Here is a 17,445-nt window from a genome sequence, read left to right as displayed (position 1 = left end):
TTTCTAAAGAGTAAATGTTCAAATATATGACTATAAATTCTTTGTCTTAACATTTTTTTTATAAACTATAATCTTGCTGCAACTTCCTTTTTATCATTTACTCATCTGTAATTTTATTGTTTTATCAATTTCCAATGGGATGTAGTCAAGATTCAGAAATATATAATTCTTAAAAATTTGTATTCTATGTGAACTTGGTTGCTCACTTTCTGGGATCACATTAGCAAGTGTAATAAAAATATACTAAATAGACCGATTAGTCTTGACAATTTTGTTTTTATTTATTTTGAGTTTCCACTTTCATGAATTTGAAATGTATCTTTTACAATCATTTAATTTGTTTATCTTTTAAATCAACTAAAATCTTTTTAAGAAAATGTTTCGTAAAACTTAACTAAGTGATATTTATGATAATTTTTAGTTTAGTTTTAATTTTAATTTAATTGCTGAAATTCAATAACTTATTTTTAATTACAAAAAATAACAATATTATATTTTTATAAGAATAACTTTATTAAGCTATATTTTATAAGCATCTTAACTATTTACTTTTAGTTTAAGTTGATATGATTTTTATATAAAATATGTTTGTTTATATGATAAACTGTGCCTAAATTTTTTGAATATAAGGTTTTTAGACTGATTTTTTAATGTTTTAAGAATATTAACTTTTCGGTAAGGCCTTGAATAAATAAGAAAACAGAGGAATGAAAGTTGTGTTGAAACGAAGTATTTTGATACTTTTTTTGACTGGAAACATTATCGGTCTATCATATGCTCAAGCAGCAGAACTAGAGCCTGTAAAACTTAAAAAAAGTTGTATTAAGAAGAACCCTTTAGCTGAAGGCCAAAATGATCCTGAGCTATTGAATATTTTTAAACAAGTTTGTGATAGCGATAATACAACTCAAAAAAATGATTTATTAGCTAAAGCTGCTATGCGGTTTTATCAAACCAATCAACCAGTTAAAGCATTGAATTTAGCAAGTCAATTGCAAAGTCAAAATATACGCGGTTCATTAATAACAGATGTCTTGTTTTTATCTGGTGTGAGCATTGCAAATAACTCTTTACAGCAAATGCGTACTCAGGAACTGAGATATTTAAGCAATGATGTGACTTATCCTCCTGCAAAGCAGTTAATTGAAAATATTCATACTGCTATGCCTGCTCCTAATCCATCGAGCTTTAAAGCGAGTTCAGAAAGTAGCTCAGATGATAACGAAAAAAGAAGTTATAAAAAACAGTATGTAACGCGTAATAAAGCGAGTACTTCTAGAACGTCAAATAAACGAGTATCAAGCCCAGCAAAGACGACTACAGTAAAACCTAAAACTGCACCTGCAGCCACTGTTAATAAATCAAAAAGTTCGCCTTTTGACCCTTTAATTAAATAATCCGGAATAGAATCTTATGGCTAAGAGAGAGAGCGTACAAAAGAAGCTTCAGCGAATTCGACCTCCACGTGTTCAGCTTACATATGATGTCGAAATTGGTGATGCAAAAGAAGCGAAAGAACTACCATTCGTTGTGGGTGTGATGGGTGATTTTTCGGCTGCATCTGAGCTTGAGCGTACAAAATTAAAAGATAAAAAATTCATTAATGTTGATTTAGATAATATTGATGAAGTTATGGAGTCATTATCTCCAAGAGCTGCTTTCCAAGTAGACAATACCTTGACAGAAGAGGGTGGTAAGATCGCTGTTGATTTAACATTTAAGTCAATGGAAGATTTTCGTCCAGAAAATGTGGTTCAACAGGTTGATCCATTAAAGAAACTTGTTGAAGCTCGTGAGCGTTTAACTGACTTAAGAAACAAAATTTCTAACAGTGAACGTTTAGAAGACTTACTTGATGAAGTTCTAAAAAATACAGATCAGATTCGTAAATTAAGTGCGGAGGCTGATCATGAATAATACTCAATCTGCAGTAATGCCACTTGTTGAAAATGAACAGATTAATCTCTTAGACTCGATTGTTGAAGAAAGTCGTATTGCCCGAAATGAAGAAGAACATTCGCGTGCAAAAAGCTTAATCGGTGAGCTTGCTAAAGAAGTAATGGCAGGCACAATTACAGTTTCTGAAAATATGACTTTATCAATTGATAAGCGTATTGCAGAAATTGATGCTCTGATTTCAAGTCAATTAAGTCAGATCATGCACAATGAGCAATTCCAAAAAATTGAGTCAACTTGGCGTGGTCTTTATTATTTCTGTCAAGAGACACCATCTAACCCTCTTATTAAAATTCGTATGTTGAATACGACTAAGAAAGAGTTGGTAAAAGATTTCCAAGGCGCTACAGATTTCGATCAAAGTACATTATTCAAAAAAATCTATGAGGAAGAATACGGATCTTTTGGTGGTGCACCATATTCAGCGCTCATTGGTGATTTTGAATTTGATCGTACGCCTTCTGACATGTATTTGCTTGAGCAAATTTCTCATGTTGCTGCAGCTGCTCATGCGCCATTTATTTCGGCAGCTAGCCCAAGCATTCTTGGTCTAGAGTCATTTACTGATATTGACCGTCCTAGAGATGTTTCAAAAATTTTTGAAACAGCTGAATATGTACAATGGCGTTCATTCCGTGACAGTGAAGATGCTCGTTATGTCGCTTTAACATTGCCACATGTGCTTGGACGTCTTCCTTATCATCCAAAGGAAGGAACAGCTACTGAAGGCTTCAACTTTGCTGAAGATGTTTCAGGCGCAAACCACAATGAATATTTGTGGATGAATGCTGCTTATGCTTTCGGTACTCGTTTAACAAATGCATTTGATATGCATGGTTGGTGTGCTGCAATTCGTGGTGTTGAGGGTGGTGGTCTAGTCGAAGGCTTGCCTGTACACACTTTTAAAACACAAGATGGTGAAGTTGTATTCAAATGCCCAACCGAAATTGCAATCACTGATCGCCGTGAAAAAGAATTAAGCGATTTAGGCTTTATTCCTTTAGTGCATTGTAAAAACACTGATTACGCTGCTTTCTTTGGCGCCCAATCAACTCAAAAACCTAAAAAATATGACAATGATACAGCAAATGCTAACTCTGCTTTATCGAGTCAAATTCAGTACATCATGGCCGTTTCACGCATTGCTCATTATTTAAAAGCAATGATGAGAGATAAAGTGGGTAGCTTTGCTTCTGCTGGAAATGTTGAAGCATTCTTAAATGAGTGGTTGTCACAGTATGTATTACTTGACGATGGGGCTTCTCAAGAAGCAAAAGCTCAATACCCTCTACGTGAAGCGTCTGTAAAAGTTGTAGAAGATCCTGCTCAACCAGGTCACTACAAATCTGTGGTTTTCTTGCGACCACACTTCCAGCTGGACGAGTTGTCAGTTTCTTTACGACTTGTCACTGAGTTACCTCAGTCCTCAAATTAATAAAGGTCAGCGAAAGAATAACTTTAAATTACAAATAGGAAAGTTCTAAATGAAAGATATATACGTTGAGTTTCGCGGTAAATACAAAGTCGATGGAGAGTCTCGTGACTCTGAGCACAAAGGCTGGTTAGAAGTTAACTCTTGGTCTCATAACATTCGTCAACCTAAATCTGCTACTTCAAGTAGTGTTGGTGGTCATACTGCTGAACGTGTTGAACATTCAGATATGGTTTTTGTTAAAGATTTAGATGCAACTAGCCCGAAATTATGGGAAGCATGTTCAGCTGGTTATACATTTGATGAAGTACAAATTGACTTCTACCGTGCAAATGGTGATAAGCGCATCAAGTACTTACAAATCAAATTGAAGCATGTTCTAGTTTCTAGTGTAACTCCAACAGTTAATGAAGAAGGTGTTCCAACAGAAGCGTTTGGTTTGAAATACGCAGCTGTTGAATGGACTTACAATCAACAAGATATTAACGGTACTGCTAAAGGTGCTGTTACTAAGAAATGGTCACTTTCTAACAATACTGCTTCTTACGCAGCGTAATTGTTTAAGTGAATATTTGGTGGAGGCTGACTTAAAGTTAGCCTCTGCTGTCTTTAAGCATGCTTGTTGTGAACTCTAATGAATTTAGATCGGCTTTATCCATATGGATTTCGTTCAACTTTGTTTGACCGCTTAATTCCTGAAAGTGAAGATTATGCAAAAGGTCTTTCTATTCAGCAATTAAGAGAATCGGTAGCAAAAGATTTAGAAGACTTACTTAACAGTCGAGTCGCTAAATTGGATCATGTAGTTGATGATTACCCGCTAGTTAAAAAATCTATACTTCAGTTCGGTATTATTGATTTTGTGGGGCTTTCTACAGCCAATCCGCTAGATCGTGACAAGATTTGCCAATCTATTGAACAGTCTATTGCAGCTCATGAACCTCGGTTAAGACAAATACGGGTAGAGATGTTGTTGGATGGGCACAATATGGGGGCATTGTGTTTAAGCATTCAGGCATATCTAAATATTCATCCACTGTATGAACCTGTCGTTTTTGATGCATTGTTAAAACCGACAACGCAGCAATATGTAATTTCAGCGAGAACCTAAGCATAGTGGGTGTGTTGTGATAGAAGAGCTTTTACCTTTTTACGAAAAACAACTACAGGAATTTGGTCAGCAATCTCGTGAATTTGCCCAAAAATATCCGAAAATTGCTCAGCGTCTATCTTTAAATCAAGAGCAGATCGATGATCCGCATATTGAACGTCTTATACAGGCTTTTTCATTAATTTCGGCTCGTATTGATAAAAAGCTTGCTGATAGTTATGACGTATTTACACGTTCCTTATTTGAGGTAATGTTCCCTCAATACTTACGACATTTTCCGGCTTGTTCTGTAATAAGTTTTGAAGATATCAATAAAATAAAGCAGCTTACAGAAGCGCATATTGTTCCTGCACACACAGTTTTGAAGTCTCGCAGTTTTAAAGGCGTTCAGTGTGAGTTTAATACCACGCAAGAAGTCAAATTACTCCCGATAAGCTTGCAAGCGCTAGAATTCAAAAGTATACCTAGTGCCCATATGCATTTAAGTCAAAATGCGACTTTAACTTTTAAATTTGAAATTTTTAATCATGCTCATGTATGTTTAGTAAACGAAAAATTACCTATTTATTTAGATGCTATTTCTAATTTTCCACTTCAAGTACTAGACAGTATTTTTAAGAAGGGAACAACTTTTGCCATTAAAATAGGGCAGAAAATTGTTGAACTGGATAAAAATCCATTTGAGTTAACGGGTTTTTCTGAGCAAGAAAGTCTATTGCCACTCGATCAGCATACTCATCATGCTTATCGTTTGCTGATGGAGTATTTTTGTTTTCCTGAAAAATTTAATTATCTAAAACTCGATTTAGGTTTTTTAAAGCGCTTAGCTCTAGAAGAGAGTAATTTTGAACTGCTTATACATTTTAAATTAAATTTAAATGATCAAGCTGTAGTGCGAAATTATTCTGAATTAAATGTCGCTAATTTTAAATTGTTTACTACACCAGTTATTAATTTATTTGAAAAATACGCTGAACCACAAAAAATTGTACATAAGCAATTAGAATATCCGCTGATTACAGATGCTCATCATCCTGAGTTTTATCAGGTGTATTCAATTACTGAAATGAATATTGTTCGTGAAAAAACGAGTCAAGAAGAAAGCTATGTTCCGGTGCTGCCTTTTTTTGCCATGAGTCATTATCATGCTGATACGGCTCGCTTTTTCTTTTTAGTGAACTATCAAAAACTACAACCCAATTTTGTCGAAATGGGGTATTCAATTATTTCTAAAAATTTAAATCCTTCGTCAACACGTTCGGATTTTATTAGCACAAAACTATTATGCTCAAATCGTGACTTGCCGCATGAAGCATTAGGGCAATCCAATAATATATTAAACCTTAATGATAGTAGTCTGGCTCGTCGTGCCATTGTTTTAAAAAGACCTACAAAACCTTATCAATTTGGTCAAAGCCAGAGTGAGCAGTGGCGTGTTATTTCACACCTTTCATTAAATAGTTTAGCGTTAATGAAAGGTGATGCGGTATCTCATATTAAAGAATTACTTGCTTTATATAACTTACCTTTATCAAAAGAAAATTATCTAATTATTGAATCAATCAAACATCTTGAATTTTCACTTACTCACAAACTTGTAGATGGAAAGCCATTCCCAATGTTTGTAAGAGGAGTAAAGGCAGAGTTACAAATTGATTCATCGGTATTTAGAGGTCATAGCCTATATATTTTTAGTCAGTTATTAAGTCGTGTTTTTAATTTAAAGGTTCAAATTAATAGTTTTGTTGATTTGGTTGTTAAGGATTATTCATCTCAGCAGGAGTTATACCAATGCAGTCAGAACGTTGGTGGCAAGACTCTTCTGTAACAGCTGAGCTCTTTACAAAACCAAAGTCTTTTGAGTTTATCCAAGCAACACGGCTATTAAGACACGATTCAAGTCATACAGTTAGTTCATCTTGGAGTGATCATTTTAAGTTTGAGACATCTTTTAATTTAAATTTTCCTGCTACAGAGATTGAAAATTTAGAATTAACGGACGAGCGGATTTATATTACGAATTTAATCGTTGGTCTTACGGGCATACAAGGTGCTTTACCTTATACGTATACGAATAAGATTAAGCAAGCTCCGCGTCAGCAACGAGCTGAAACTAAAGAGTTTTTAAGCTTATTTAATCATAAGCTTACTGCTCAATATGTAGATTCTAGTATTACTTATAATCTACCGATTAGATATGAGATAGAACATAAAAATGACTATTTAGATATTCTGCATGCTTTGAATGGTTATGTACGTTTGCAGCATCAACAAGCTGATCTTGATGAATATTTTGCAGAATTCTCTGGATTAATGCAGGGGCAAAATAATACAGTTCATGCATTAAAAACGATGCTGTCCTGTATTTTTAAACATGAAATTACGATTAAAGAATTTGTACAAGAATCCTTTAAGTTAGCGAGTGATCAGTTAACAACTTTAGGAGGAAGTCAGCCGAGTCTACTTGGTGTTAATACTTTTTGTGGGGAAACCATTCAGCAAATTGATGGAAAAATTGAAATTCAAATTGGACCATTAAAACGTCAGCAATATCTCGGTTTCTTACCAAATCAAGAGTTAAGCCTAAAGCTAAAAAAGCTTGTAGAAACGTGGTGTAGTCCAACTTTATCAATAGATTTACGGCTTATCTTGGATGAATCAGAAATACAACCTATTTGTCTCACTCATAAGAATCAGAGTGGATTAGGGCAGGGTTCTTTTCTCCTATCACGACAACCAAAAGTACATAGTCATGAAACCTGCTATAGCCTTATTGGGGAGACAATATGATTAAAAAAATATTACTCTCGTTCATTGCTATTTTTTCAGTAGTTAGTGGAATTATTATTTTCTACTGGCGTGATGTTCAATATAATCCTGATAAGGGAGATTTTTTCCTTTATTTCTTAGTTTTACCAGCAATAATTACATTGGTGATTTTATCGCCATGGTTAATTTATAGCGCTTATACAACGTATAAAGACAAAAAAGAGCAAGCTATAAATCAAGATAAAGATGACGTTAACTCAAAACAAACAGCGGTAACTGATCAACCATTAGAACAGCTAGATTTCAATATTTATTCTGGTTTTGCTTTACATGCTTTTGGTGAGAATGAAAGCATTATTGAGCAGCTACAAAACTTTAAAAGTCCAGAGCTGGATGATCAACTATTAAATTCTTACGGATTACCTCTTTTATCTTACCGTATTAAAGATTTGGATGAAGAGAATCTTGAGGAAAGTGATTACTCATCGCCACGACAAGTTCGTATGATGTTATTAATAAGACAGCAACTCGAACAAAATATAGAAAATTTATATCTTCTAGCTGAGCATTTAAAGCGTTCAACGTTATTTTATGAGTCGCAACAAGCCCGTGAATATCATATGCATCCAGCATGGGTAGATCCCGAGTCTGAATATGACGATGTTGAAATGCCGGTTGTAGAAGTTTATCGCTTAAATCGCTTAAATCTACACATCCTTCTTTCGGAGGATTTGTTACATATCTGGAATGATGACCACAGTAATGAATTAATTTTAGAGTTTTTTAATGAAATTGGTATTCCTGCTCAAAAAATCCATATTGAATATCATTTTTTTGGAGAGCAACTGGCTTACCAAGAGTTAATGCATTTATTAAAGGGTATTCATAAAAGAGAGCATGAGATGTTCTTTTTGGTCGTGGCCGATTCGGAAATTGATCAAGATCTAATTGATGAAAAATCTTGGATGATTAAAGATTATATTCCTGCTGAATTTGCAGCAAGCTGTTTGCTCGCAGATCCTTTAGTTAAAATTCAAGAATTAGAACCGACTAAAGCACTGAAAGTGGTAGTGGGTCAACAAGATACAGCGAAGCTTTTTAATAATTTTGAATTTAATGATTTACCTCAGCATCAAGGTGATGAGCCTTATGTACTGATTTTGTCGGATCAGACCGATATAAAAGTTTCGAAGAAATTGCAGCAACACTTTCTTCAAACGCCTGTAGAACCGCATCACTATATTTATGTGAAATCGTCATTAGGGCATACCCAACATTTAGCTGATATTTATGGCTTTATGCTGAGCATGCATTTCCCTGAACATATCATTCCTTTTGTCTTTGGAGAAAATACGGTGTCAGCACATACGTTTGTGCAGAGTATCACTGAAAACTCAGAAGATGATGCGATGGTGTTGAATAACTAATTTAAACTTTGGACTTAGAACGAGAATAGAATGCATACAATTTTAGGCTACTTGTGGCAGTACATCACGAATCCTAAAGCAATTATCGCCTTGTCATTGTTCGTGGCATTGATGTCTTCATATACTTCAATTCCTCGTCATATATTCTGGGCTTTAGCAACTGCCTATGCTTTGGGTCTTATTGTTTATGGTATCTATTGGCTTATTCAACGAAGAAAGCATGCTGCTCAAGGTGAAGAGTTAGCTGAGGCGATCGAAAAAGATAACCAAGCTGAATATGGCAAAAATAAAGATAAAGAAGAGCTTCAGCTAGTTAGTCAACAAATGAAAGAATCAATTCAACTGATTCGTAAATCTAAGTTGGGTGATAAAAAAGGCAATGCTGCATTATATGAGCTTCCTTGGTATATGGTTATTGGTAACCCAGCGGCAGGTAAAAGTTCAGCTATTTATAACTCTGGTTTAAAGTTTCCTTTTGAAGAAACACATCAGAAAATGGTATCAGCTGGCTTAAGTGGTACTCGAAATTGTGACTGGTTCTTCTCTACAGAAGGTATTTTGCTCGATACAGCGGGTCGTTATTCTGTTTATAGCGAAGATCATTCTGAGTGGTTAGGTTTCTTAAATATTTTAAAAAAGAACCGCTCTAAAGCACCAGTTAATGGTTTGATTCTAATTGTTAGTATCGCTGAGTTAATTAGTCAAAGTCCTGAAAACTCATTAAAGCTTGCTAAAAATTTACGTGCTCGTATTCAAGATCTAACTGAACGTTTAGAAGTGGTAGTACCTGTTTATTTAGTCTTTTCAAAGATGGATTTGATTGCAGGTTTTACCGAGTTTTTTGAATTTTATGAAGCTCAAGAATATAACCAAGCTTGGGGGGCAACGCTTCCATATGAGCAAAATTCTTCTCATAACGCGGTAGATTTGTTCGAAAAACATTACACCATTCTTTACGATGGTCTAAAAGGGGTAAGTTCGACTCATTTAAGTCGCCGTCATTCGCAAAATATCTCACCAAGTGTAATGACTTTCCCATTAGAGTTTAAAACATTAAAACCAGCTTTAAAGAGCTTTATTGGTACACTTTTTGAAGATAACCCATATCAATTTCAACCTGTTTTCCGTGGGTTTTATTTCACTAGTGCTTTGCAGGAAGGTGTAATTGAAAGTCCAATGACTGAACAAATTGCACAAGAATTCCAACTTACACAAATTGCTCAAAATGATTTAAAAGACCATTCAAAAATTACTCCTAACCATGGCTATTTCTTAAATGGTCTATTCTCAGATATTATTTTAAAAGATAAAGATCTCGTTAAGCAGCATGTAAATACGGGCAGAAAACGTCAACGTTACATTGCATTTATTGGTGCTTTAGCGGGTGTTTCAATTATTTTGGGTGTATGGGTTTGGTCTTATCGTAATAACCAGCAATTAATTGGTGAAGTTCAAGCAGATTTAAATAAGGTCGTTCAATTAGAAAGAGCCTCTGGTCAGCAACTGTCTACCCAATTAGAAGCTTTGCTGATTCTTCAAAGACGTTTACAGCAGTTAGATGAGTTTGATGAAAATAGACCACTTAAGTTTAGTTTTGGTTTATATCAGGGCAATGAGCTTCGTGAAAAGTTAAAAGCTGAATATTTAAAAGGTGTTAAGCAGATTGTATTAACACCGACACAGCAAAATATTGCTCAATATTTGCAACGTGTAAAAAATAATGAAGCAACATTAAAAGCGAACCACACGAATGTTGAGATCAAGCAAACTGCTCAGTCTCAACAATATTTGGAACCTTCAGATACCAATCCTCAAGATGCTTATAATGCATTAAAAGCTTATTTAATGATGAGCAATCCGCAATATATGGATGCTAGTCATCTAAGCGATCAGGTTACGCGTTTCTGGCGTTCTTGGTTAGATGCAAATAAAGGCCAAATGCCGCGTGCAGATATGATTCAAGAAGCTGAACAGATCTTGTCGTATGCAATGACCTTAGCAAATGATAAACAATTCCCAGTTTTAGAAGCAGATTCGCAAATTGTTGATCAAACTCGTCAAGTGCTGCTCTCTGTTGTTCGAGGGATGCCAGCGCGTGATCGTGTTTATAACGAAATAAAAATGCGTGCTGCGGTACGTTTCCCAGCACTGACTGTAAGTCAGATTGTGGGTGAGGCAAATAAAAATATTGTATTGGGTAGTTATGCATTACCAGGCGTATTTACCCAAAAAGCTTGGAATGACTATGTAGAAAAAGCAATTGAGGAAGCTGCAGATAAGCCAACAGACAGTAAAGACTGGGTGTTAAATAGTCGACAATCTGATGATTTAACTTTCTCGGGTAGTCCAGAGCAAATTAGAAAGCAGCTAACAGCGCTTTATAAGCAAGAATACATTGCTGAATGGAGAAAATTCTTAAGTGGTATTCATTATGCTAAAGCTGGCCAATTTGCTCAGCAAGTAAAAAATATTGATGTTTTAGGTGAACCGCAAAACTCTCCAATTAGAACATTAATTGAAAGAGTTGCAGTCGAAACAAACTGGGATAATCCGGTTGTTCAAGCTGAGCTTGCAGCTCCACAAAAAGGATTTATTGCATGGTTTAAACGTAAAGTTTTAAATCATGATGACAAGCAAGTTGCTAATCAAGTGGCAAACAATGCCCAAGGTGCTATTTCTCAAGAATATCAAATGTTCTACCAGTTGGTTCGCAAACGTGATGATCAACAAGGTAAGTCATTGCTTGATGAATATATGACAAATTTAGCACTCGTTCGTAGTAAGTTTAATGAGCTTAAAAATGCGGGTGAAATTGGACCTAATGCGATGACATTAGTCAAGCAAACCCTTAATGAGCAAACGTCTGTATTTAACCAAACTCAAAAAATTGTAGATGAAAAAATGGCGGTTGGTTTCAATGAAATTGATCAGCGTTTACTGCAAAAATTAGTAGTTAGCCCACTTACGCAAGCTTTTGAGAGTTTAATTACACCGACACAAGACGAAATTAATAAATTATGGGTCATGCAGGCGTATCAGCCATTTACAGCAAATCTTGCTAAGAAATATCCATTTAATTCATCAGCTTCTTTGCAGGCAACAAGTAGTGAAATTGGACAAATCTTGGGTGAAAACGGCAGCATTTCTCGTTTTGTAAAAGAAAGTCTTGATCCATTTGTGATTCGTCGTGGCTATACGTTAACGTCTAAAACTTGGAAAGATTTAGGCATTAGTTTAAATCCTCAATTCGTTATGAATTTCCAAAGATATGTGGCACCAGCCAATGGTATGGCGACAGGTGAGTTGAATGCTCAAGCTCCAGCTGCTCCAGCGACTAACCAATCGAACTTCCAGTTCTACCCAATTCCAAACCCACAATTGCTTTCATATACCGTTGATATTGATGGTCAGCGTATGACTTATGAAAACGGTGTTCAGCAGTGGGTTAACTTCATTTGGCCAAACCAAGGCAGTATTCCAGGTGCTCGTATTACCGCTGTAGATTTACAAGGTCAAACGCATACGATTTTTGATGAACCAGGTGAGTACGGTATTAACCGTTTAATTGATAGTGCTCAACGTAAGGAACAAAATGGCGGATTTGAAATGCTTTGGCGTAGTAAAACTGATCCATCATTATTTGTAAAAATGAATTTCCGTCTAATTAGCAGTAATTCAGGCAGTATCGGTTCAAGCCGTGGTTATGCAGGTATGCAACTGGTTGATAAAGTCACTGCTGATAAAGCTGCTCGTGTGGTGTCTGCTCAGCAAGCACCAGCTCAAGCTGCTCCAGTAAGAACTGAAAATCCTGTTTCAGCACTTGCTCAGCCTTCTGCGGGAGTTAAACCATGACATGGAAAATAACCTCTATGCGAAAGGAGGAGCAATAATGCAAACATTAAAAACAACTCCTTTGTATTACGGCAAAAGTCCTGCACGAGGCGACTTTTTAAAAACAAAAGGTCAGAATGCTCTAATACAGTTGCTTGATCAGTGGATTACTGAAGCATTGGAATATGCAATGCAATCAGGCAGCTTTAAAGAAGCTTATAACACGTTACCTTCACTGGATTTCTTTATTGCGAATCCGAAAGAAAATATGTTTTTAGCGGCAAATCTTCTCGCAAGTGAAGATAGTTCAGGTCGATCTTTTCCAATGGTACTGAGCCATTTGTTAGAAATTGATTTACCGTATGATAATTTGTTGTATGCACCATATAGCTATAAACATGTATTAGTTGATTTATTTCAAAACAATCGTGCTTTAAAAGGAATTAAAGATTCAGATCTGTTACTTGGAAAATTAGGTCACTTACAAAATCAAATTCAGGTTTTAACTGAACGTGAATGTGTAGGTTTCTATGAAAATCATACGATGCACTCATTTGCACAGTTAATGAAGTTAAGTATTTATGAATTAGCTCAAAGTATGATTGGTTTGGGGTTATTGCTACAGCCAATTTTACAAAATGGAACCAGTAGATTAAATAAAGTTTTAATTTTACCTATTAATAATCCTGCTTACAGTTATGAAATAGCAGCATTTTGGGTCAGTATTATTTGCCGTTTTTTAAAAGAACATAATACTGAGGTGCTGATAGGTTTGCTACATCGAGAGCAACCCGTATTATTCTTCGGTTTTCAAGGAGCTGATATTTTAGCCCTTAGCGATATTTTTACTCAGAATATGGATAGTAAACACTGGGTTTCTTTAATAGAAGCTCAGTGGATTGATACTTATTTGGAGCAGAATGCTGGTTTAGCTACGCTAGAACAATCATTATGCCAACGCCAATTAAGTTTAAATCAAGGTTTAAAACTATTTAGACAGACTTTTTTGGGTGAATAACAATGAATCAACGATATCAAAGTAAACTTTCACAGCTCATAAAAGGCTGTTTTATCTATGCAATCGCTAACTATGCTTTAGCTCAGCCGATTGTTGTAGAAGGAGTCGTTCCTAACGAGGCAAGTAAACAGGCCATCTTATTAAAAATGCAATCTGTTTATGGTGCTGATCAGGTTGTAGATAAAATACAAGTGAGACCCGTAGCTGCTCCCAATGGATGGAGTGATTCCGTAACTCGAGTGATTACCCCTGATCTTAAAAAGGTTTCACAAGGCAAATTAAGCGTAAATGGTACTCGGTTTGAGTTGAGTGGAAAAATGCTGAACCCAGCAGATATCCAGCCTACAATTCAATCTTTACAAGGACTAGTGCAGCCACCGTACCAACTGTATTCACAGTTATCAGTCAATCAGGCTGAGCAGAAAATCATTGATGATGCACTTAAAAATCGAATTATTGAGTTTGAATCTGGTAGCGCAGTTTTAACTGATGCGGGTCAAAAAATTCTTGACGAGATGGCTATTGCTTTAAATAAAGTTGGCGGCAAGAAAGTCAAAATCGTAGGACATACAGATAGTTCTGGTGATGCGACTAAAAACTTAAAACTTAGTCAAGACCGAGCATTGGCAGTTAAAAACTATTTGATTAGTAAGAGTATTCCTGCCGACCATTTATCTACAGAAGGTTTAGGTTCATCTAAGCCAGTTGCAGATAACACTTCTCCAGAAGGAAGAAAGAAAAACCGTCGGATTGAGTTTACTGTTCTATAAATATAAGGAGAAGAACATGGCTAGCCCTTACATTACGATTGGATGCCCAACAACTGGTGGAGGGCAAGTCATTTCAGGAAACAGTACATTTTTAATTGATGGAATTGCAATTGCCTGTGTAGGAGATAAGGCTACTTGTCCGTTACACAAAACGGTTTCTACGATTGTATCGGGAGACCCAAATATGCTTGTCATGGGAAAATCCGCAGCACGTGTAAATGATTCATTATCATGTGGCTGTAAATTATTGCCAAAACAGAGTTTAGTTAATCAAGGATAAGGGTGGAGATATTTTTATATAGATATAAATATCTACTAAAACATATTAACGCTTGAAATGATGAGTAGTTTGTCTGATAAAGCTGAATTTTGTTAATATACAGGCATTATGATTTTAAGCATTAAATTATTTAAAAATATTGAGAGTAATGATGAGTAATTTAAAAATTTTAATTACAAAACTTTCTACAGTTGCACGAACTGCTTTGGAAAAATCGGCTAATGCTTGTGTTATTCAACAAAATTACGAAATTGAAATTGAGCATCTATTTTTAGAATTACTTAATCAATCTTTAGAGAATGATTTAAAAATTTTATTAAAGAAATATAAAATTTCATCTGAAGCTTTAGCTGATGATTTAAAAGAAACAATTTCTCAATTACCAAAGGGTAATACTCGAACTCCTATTTTTGCTAAATCTATTGTTCGTTTGTTTGAACAAGCTTGGTTATTAGCTTCGGCTGAACAAAATCCCGTTATTCGTAGTGGTCATTTATTAGTTGCATTATTAACTGCGCCTGATTTATATCAAATTGCAACAAGAGCTTCGAGTTTATTTGACCTTTTACCGATTGATTCAATGAAACACAAGTTTCTTGAAATTTGTGAGAAGAGTGTTGAACAACAAGATGAAACAAAAACACCACCTGATGAGGTGGAGTCAACAGAGGCGACTGTAGCAAATACCAAAGTAGCTAAAACACCTGCACTTGATCAATATACGATTAATCTCACTGAAAAAGCGAAAAAAGGCGGTATAGATCCAGTTATTGGCCGTGAATATGAAATTCGCTTAATGCTCGATATTTTAATGCGTAGACGCCAAAACAACCCGATCTTAACCGGAGAGCCAGGTGTTGGTAAAACAGCTGTAGTGGAAGGTTTGGCTTTAAAAATTGCTCAAGGTTTAGTACCAAACGCCCTAAAAAATGTTCATTTGCATGTGTTAGATATGGGGCTGTTACAAGCAGGTGCAAGTGTTAAAGGCGAGTTTGAAAATCGTTTAAAACAGGTTATCCAAGAAGTTCAAGCTTCTACTCATCCTATTATTTTATTTATTGATGAAGCACATACTTTAATTGGTGCAGGTGGACAAGCAGGGCAAAACGATGCTGCAAATCTTTTAAAGCCAGCGCTTGCACGTGGTGAATTACGCACGATTGCTGCGACTACTTGGGCAGAATACAAACAGTATTTTGAAAAAGATGCGGCATTGAGCCGACGTTTTCAGGTTGTAAAAGTAGAAGAGCCAACCGAAGAAGTTGCGGTAGATATGTTGCGTGCGATGATTCCTGTCATGCAGCAGCATTTTAAATTGCAAATTGATGATGAGGCGATCATTACTGCGGTTCATTCTTCACATCGATATATTAGTGGACGCCAACTTCCCGATAAAGCAATTAGTGTGCTTGATACGGCTGCAGCACGTGTTGCTTTGACTCAAAATGCTCAACCTGTAAAGCTTGATCAGTTAAAGGCCCAAGAGCATAACTTAAAGCTTGAACAGCAAATTTTAGAAAATGAACATCGTCAGATTCCAATACATCATGAACGCTTGGAAGCTTTAAAAGCTAATTTAGAATCTTTGCAAAAAGAGATCCATGAAACCGAAGAGCAGTGGCAAAAAGAATTAGAACTTGTTCATAAAATTCAAGAGTTAGAAGCACAGAATCATGCTAATGAGTCTGAAGCTTTCGATCAGATTAATCTACTGCGTAAAGATCTTGCCGATATTCAAGGTCAGCAACCATTAGTATTTGAAAGAGTAAACTCTCAAATTATTAATGAAATTATTTCTGACTGGACTGGTATTCCTGTTGGAAAAATGGTCAATGATGAAATTAAACAGATATTAACGCTTGAAGATAAATTGGGCGAGCGTGTAATGGGGCAAGATTATGCACTCACACAATTAGTTCAAGGCATTAAAACTTCAAAAGCAAAACTTGAAGATCCTAATAAGCCACAAGGGGTATTTCTTTTGGTCGGACCGAGTGGTGTAGGTAAAACTGAAACAGCATTAACTTTGGCAAATGAGTTATATGGTGGTGAACAGCATTTAATCACAATTAATATGTCTGAATATCAAGAAGCTCATACTGTATCTTCTTTAAAAGGTGCACCTCCTGGATATGTCGGATATGGCCAAGGTGGGGTTTTAACAGAAGCTGTACGCCGTAACCCGTACAGTGTTGTGTTGCTTGATGAAATTGAAAAAGCTCATAGCGATGTTCAGGAACTGTTCTATCAAGTATTCGATAAAGGTACTTTAGAGGATGGTGAAGGACGAGTAATTGATTTTAAAAACACGACTATTTTGTTAACTTCAAATGCTGGTTCAAGTGCCATTATGCAGGCTTGCTTAAATAGACCTGTAGAAGAGTGGCCTACAGCTGAAGAGTTGATTGAGCACTTAAAACCAAGTTTATATAAACAATTTAAGCCTGCATTTTTAGGCCGAATGAGAGTTGTACCTTATTTCCCACTGCATGATGATCTACTTGTACGAATCATTAAGCATAAGTTAGGCAAAATCACAGCAAGAATTGAGAAACAATACGGAACACAAGTCCAGTATTCTGATGATTTGGTAGAGCTCCTCTTAAGCCGTTGTACAGAAGTCGATAGTGGTGCGCGTAACGTTGATAATATTTTAAATTCTACAGTGTTACCTGCATTAGCTACAGAAATTTTGGTGGCTTTAGCAGAGCAAAAACTACCAAAAGTTATCATGATTGATGCTAAAGATGACGAAATTCAATATGTACTAGACCCAGTTGTAAAAGCTGCTAAAAAAAGGACTAGTAAAAAATTGAAGTCAGAAGTTTAAAATTGAATAGAGCTAAAATTA

The 17,445-nt window shown here is 35.7% G+C and carries 13 protein-coding genes; all 13 read left to right on the top strand.

The features are described from left to right. Positions 1–707 precede the first annotated feature (707 nt). The gene (locus tag J663_RS13615) at positions 708–1,397 is read left to right on the top strand and encodes a hypothetical protein (RefSeq protein WP_032034497.1); all 690 of its coding nucleotides are present in this window, start codon (positions 708–710) and stop codon (positions 1,395–1,397) included. Positions 1,398–1,413: 16 nt separating this feature from the next. Continuing rightward, the gene (tssB, locus tag J663_RS13610) at positions 1,414–1,917 is read left to right on the top strand and encodes a type VI secretion system contractile sheath small subunit (RefSeq protein WP_005041656.1); all 504 of its coding nucleotides are present in this window, start codon (positions 1,414–1,416) and stop codon (positions 1,915–1,917) included. Continuing rightward, positions 1,910–3,391 (top strand): type VI secretion system contractile sheath large subunit, encoded by a 1,482-nt coding sequence (tssC, locus tag J663_RS13605; RefSeq protein ID WP_033850377.1) that lies wholly within the window; start codon positions 1,910–1,912, stop codon positions 3,389–3,391. The genes tssB and tssC overlap by 8 nt, the downstream gene beginning before the upstream one ends. Positions 3,392–3,440: 49 nt before the next feature. Next, the gene (locus J663_RS13600) at positions 3,441–3,944 is read left to right on the top strand and encodes an Hcp family type VI secretion system effector (RefSeq protein ID WP_000653195.1); all 504 of its coding nucleotides are present in this window, start codon (positions 3,441–3,443) and stop codon (positions 3,942–3,944) included. A 78-nt stretch (positions 3,945–4,022) separates the two neighbouring features. Continuing rightward, a complete protein-coding gene (tssE, locus tag J663_RS13595; RefSeq protein WP_002048404.1) occupies positions 4,023–4,499 on the top strand; it encodes a type VI secretion system baseplate subunit TssE in 477 nt (158 codons plus the stop codon). Between the two features lie 16 nt (positions 4,500–4,515). Next, the gene (gene tssF / locus J663_RS13590) at positions 4,516–6,327 is read left to right on the top strand and encodes a type VI secretion system baseplate subunit TssF (RefSeq protein ID WP_033850375.1); all 1,812 of its coding nucleotides are present in this window, start codon (positions 4,516–4,518) and stop codon (positions 6,325–6,327) included. After that, positions 6,291–7,289, top strand: a complete 999-nt coding sequence (gene tssG, locus J663_RS13585) for a type VI secretion system baseplate subunit TssG (RefSeq protein ID WP_033850373.1) — start codon at positions 6,291–6,293, stop codon at positions 7,287–7,289. Before tssF ends, tssG begins: the two co-directional genes overlap by 37 nt. Then, on the top strand, positions 7,286–8,695 hold the full coding sequence (locus tag J663_RS13580; RefSeq protein ID WP_033850372.1) for a hypothetical protein: 1,410 nt from the start codon (positions 7,286–7,288) through the stop codon (positions 8,693–8,695). The genes tssG and J663_RS13580 overlap by 4 nt, the downstream gene beginning before the upstream one ends. Before the next feature lie 30 nt (positions 8,696–8,725). Continuing rightward, on the top strand, positions 8,726–12,547 hold the full coding sequence (tssM, locus tag J663_RS13575) for a type VI secretion system membrane subunit TssM (RefSeq protein ID WP_033850371.1): 3,822 nt from the start codon (positions 8,726–8,728) through the stop codon (positions 12,545–12,547). Between the two features lie 37 nt (positions 12,548–12,584). Next, positions 12,585–13,544: a type VI secretion system-associated protein TagF gene (gene tagF / locus J663_RS13570; RefSeq protein ID WP_014206363.1), complete on the top strand. Its 960-nt coding sequence runs from the start codon at positions 12,585–12,587 to the stop codon at positions 13,542–13,544. A 2-nt stretch (positions 13,545–13,546) separates the two neighbouring features. Beyond that, on the top strand, positions 13,547–14,314 hold the full coding sequence (locus J663_RS13565) for an OmpA family protein (RefSeq protein WP_033850369.1): 768 nt from the start codon (positions 13,547–13,549) through the stop codon (positions 14,312–14,314). A gap of 16 nt (positions 14,315–14,330) precedes the next feature. Beyond that, a complete protein-coding gene (locus tag J663_RS13560; RefSeq protein WP_004793184.1) occupies positions 14,331–14,594 on the top strand; it encodes a PAAR domain-containing protein in 264 nt (87 codons plus the stop codon). A gap of 148 nt (positions 14,595–14,742) precedes the next feature. After that, the gene (gene tssH / locus J663_RS13555) at positions 14,743–17,424 is read left to right on the top strand and encodes a type VI secretion system ATPase TssH (RefSeq protein ID WP_081404756.1); all 2,682 of its coding nucleotides are present in this window, start codon (positions 14,743–14,745) and stop codon (positions 17,422–17,424) included. The last annotated feature ends 21 nt before the right edge of the window (positions 17,425–17,445 follow it).

Source organism: Acinetobacter sp. 826659 (genome assembly GCF_000588515.1).
GTDB classification, from domain to species: Bacteria; Pseudomonadota; Gammaproteobacteria; order Pseudomonadales; family Moraxellaceae; genus Acinetobacter; species Acinetobacter pittii.
The sequence above is the reverse complement of the archived record's forward strand: the minus strand, read 5'-3'. Positions and strand labels throughout refer to the sequence as shown.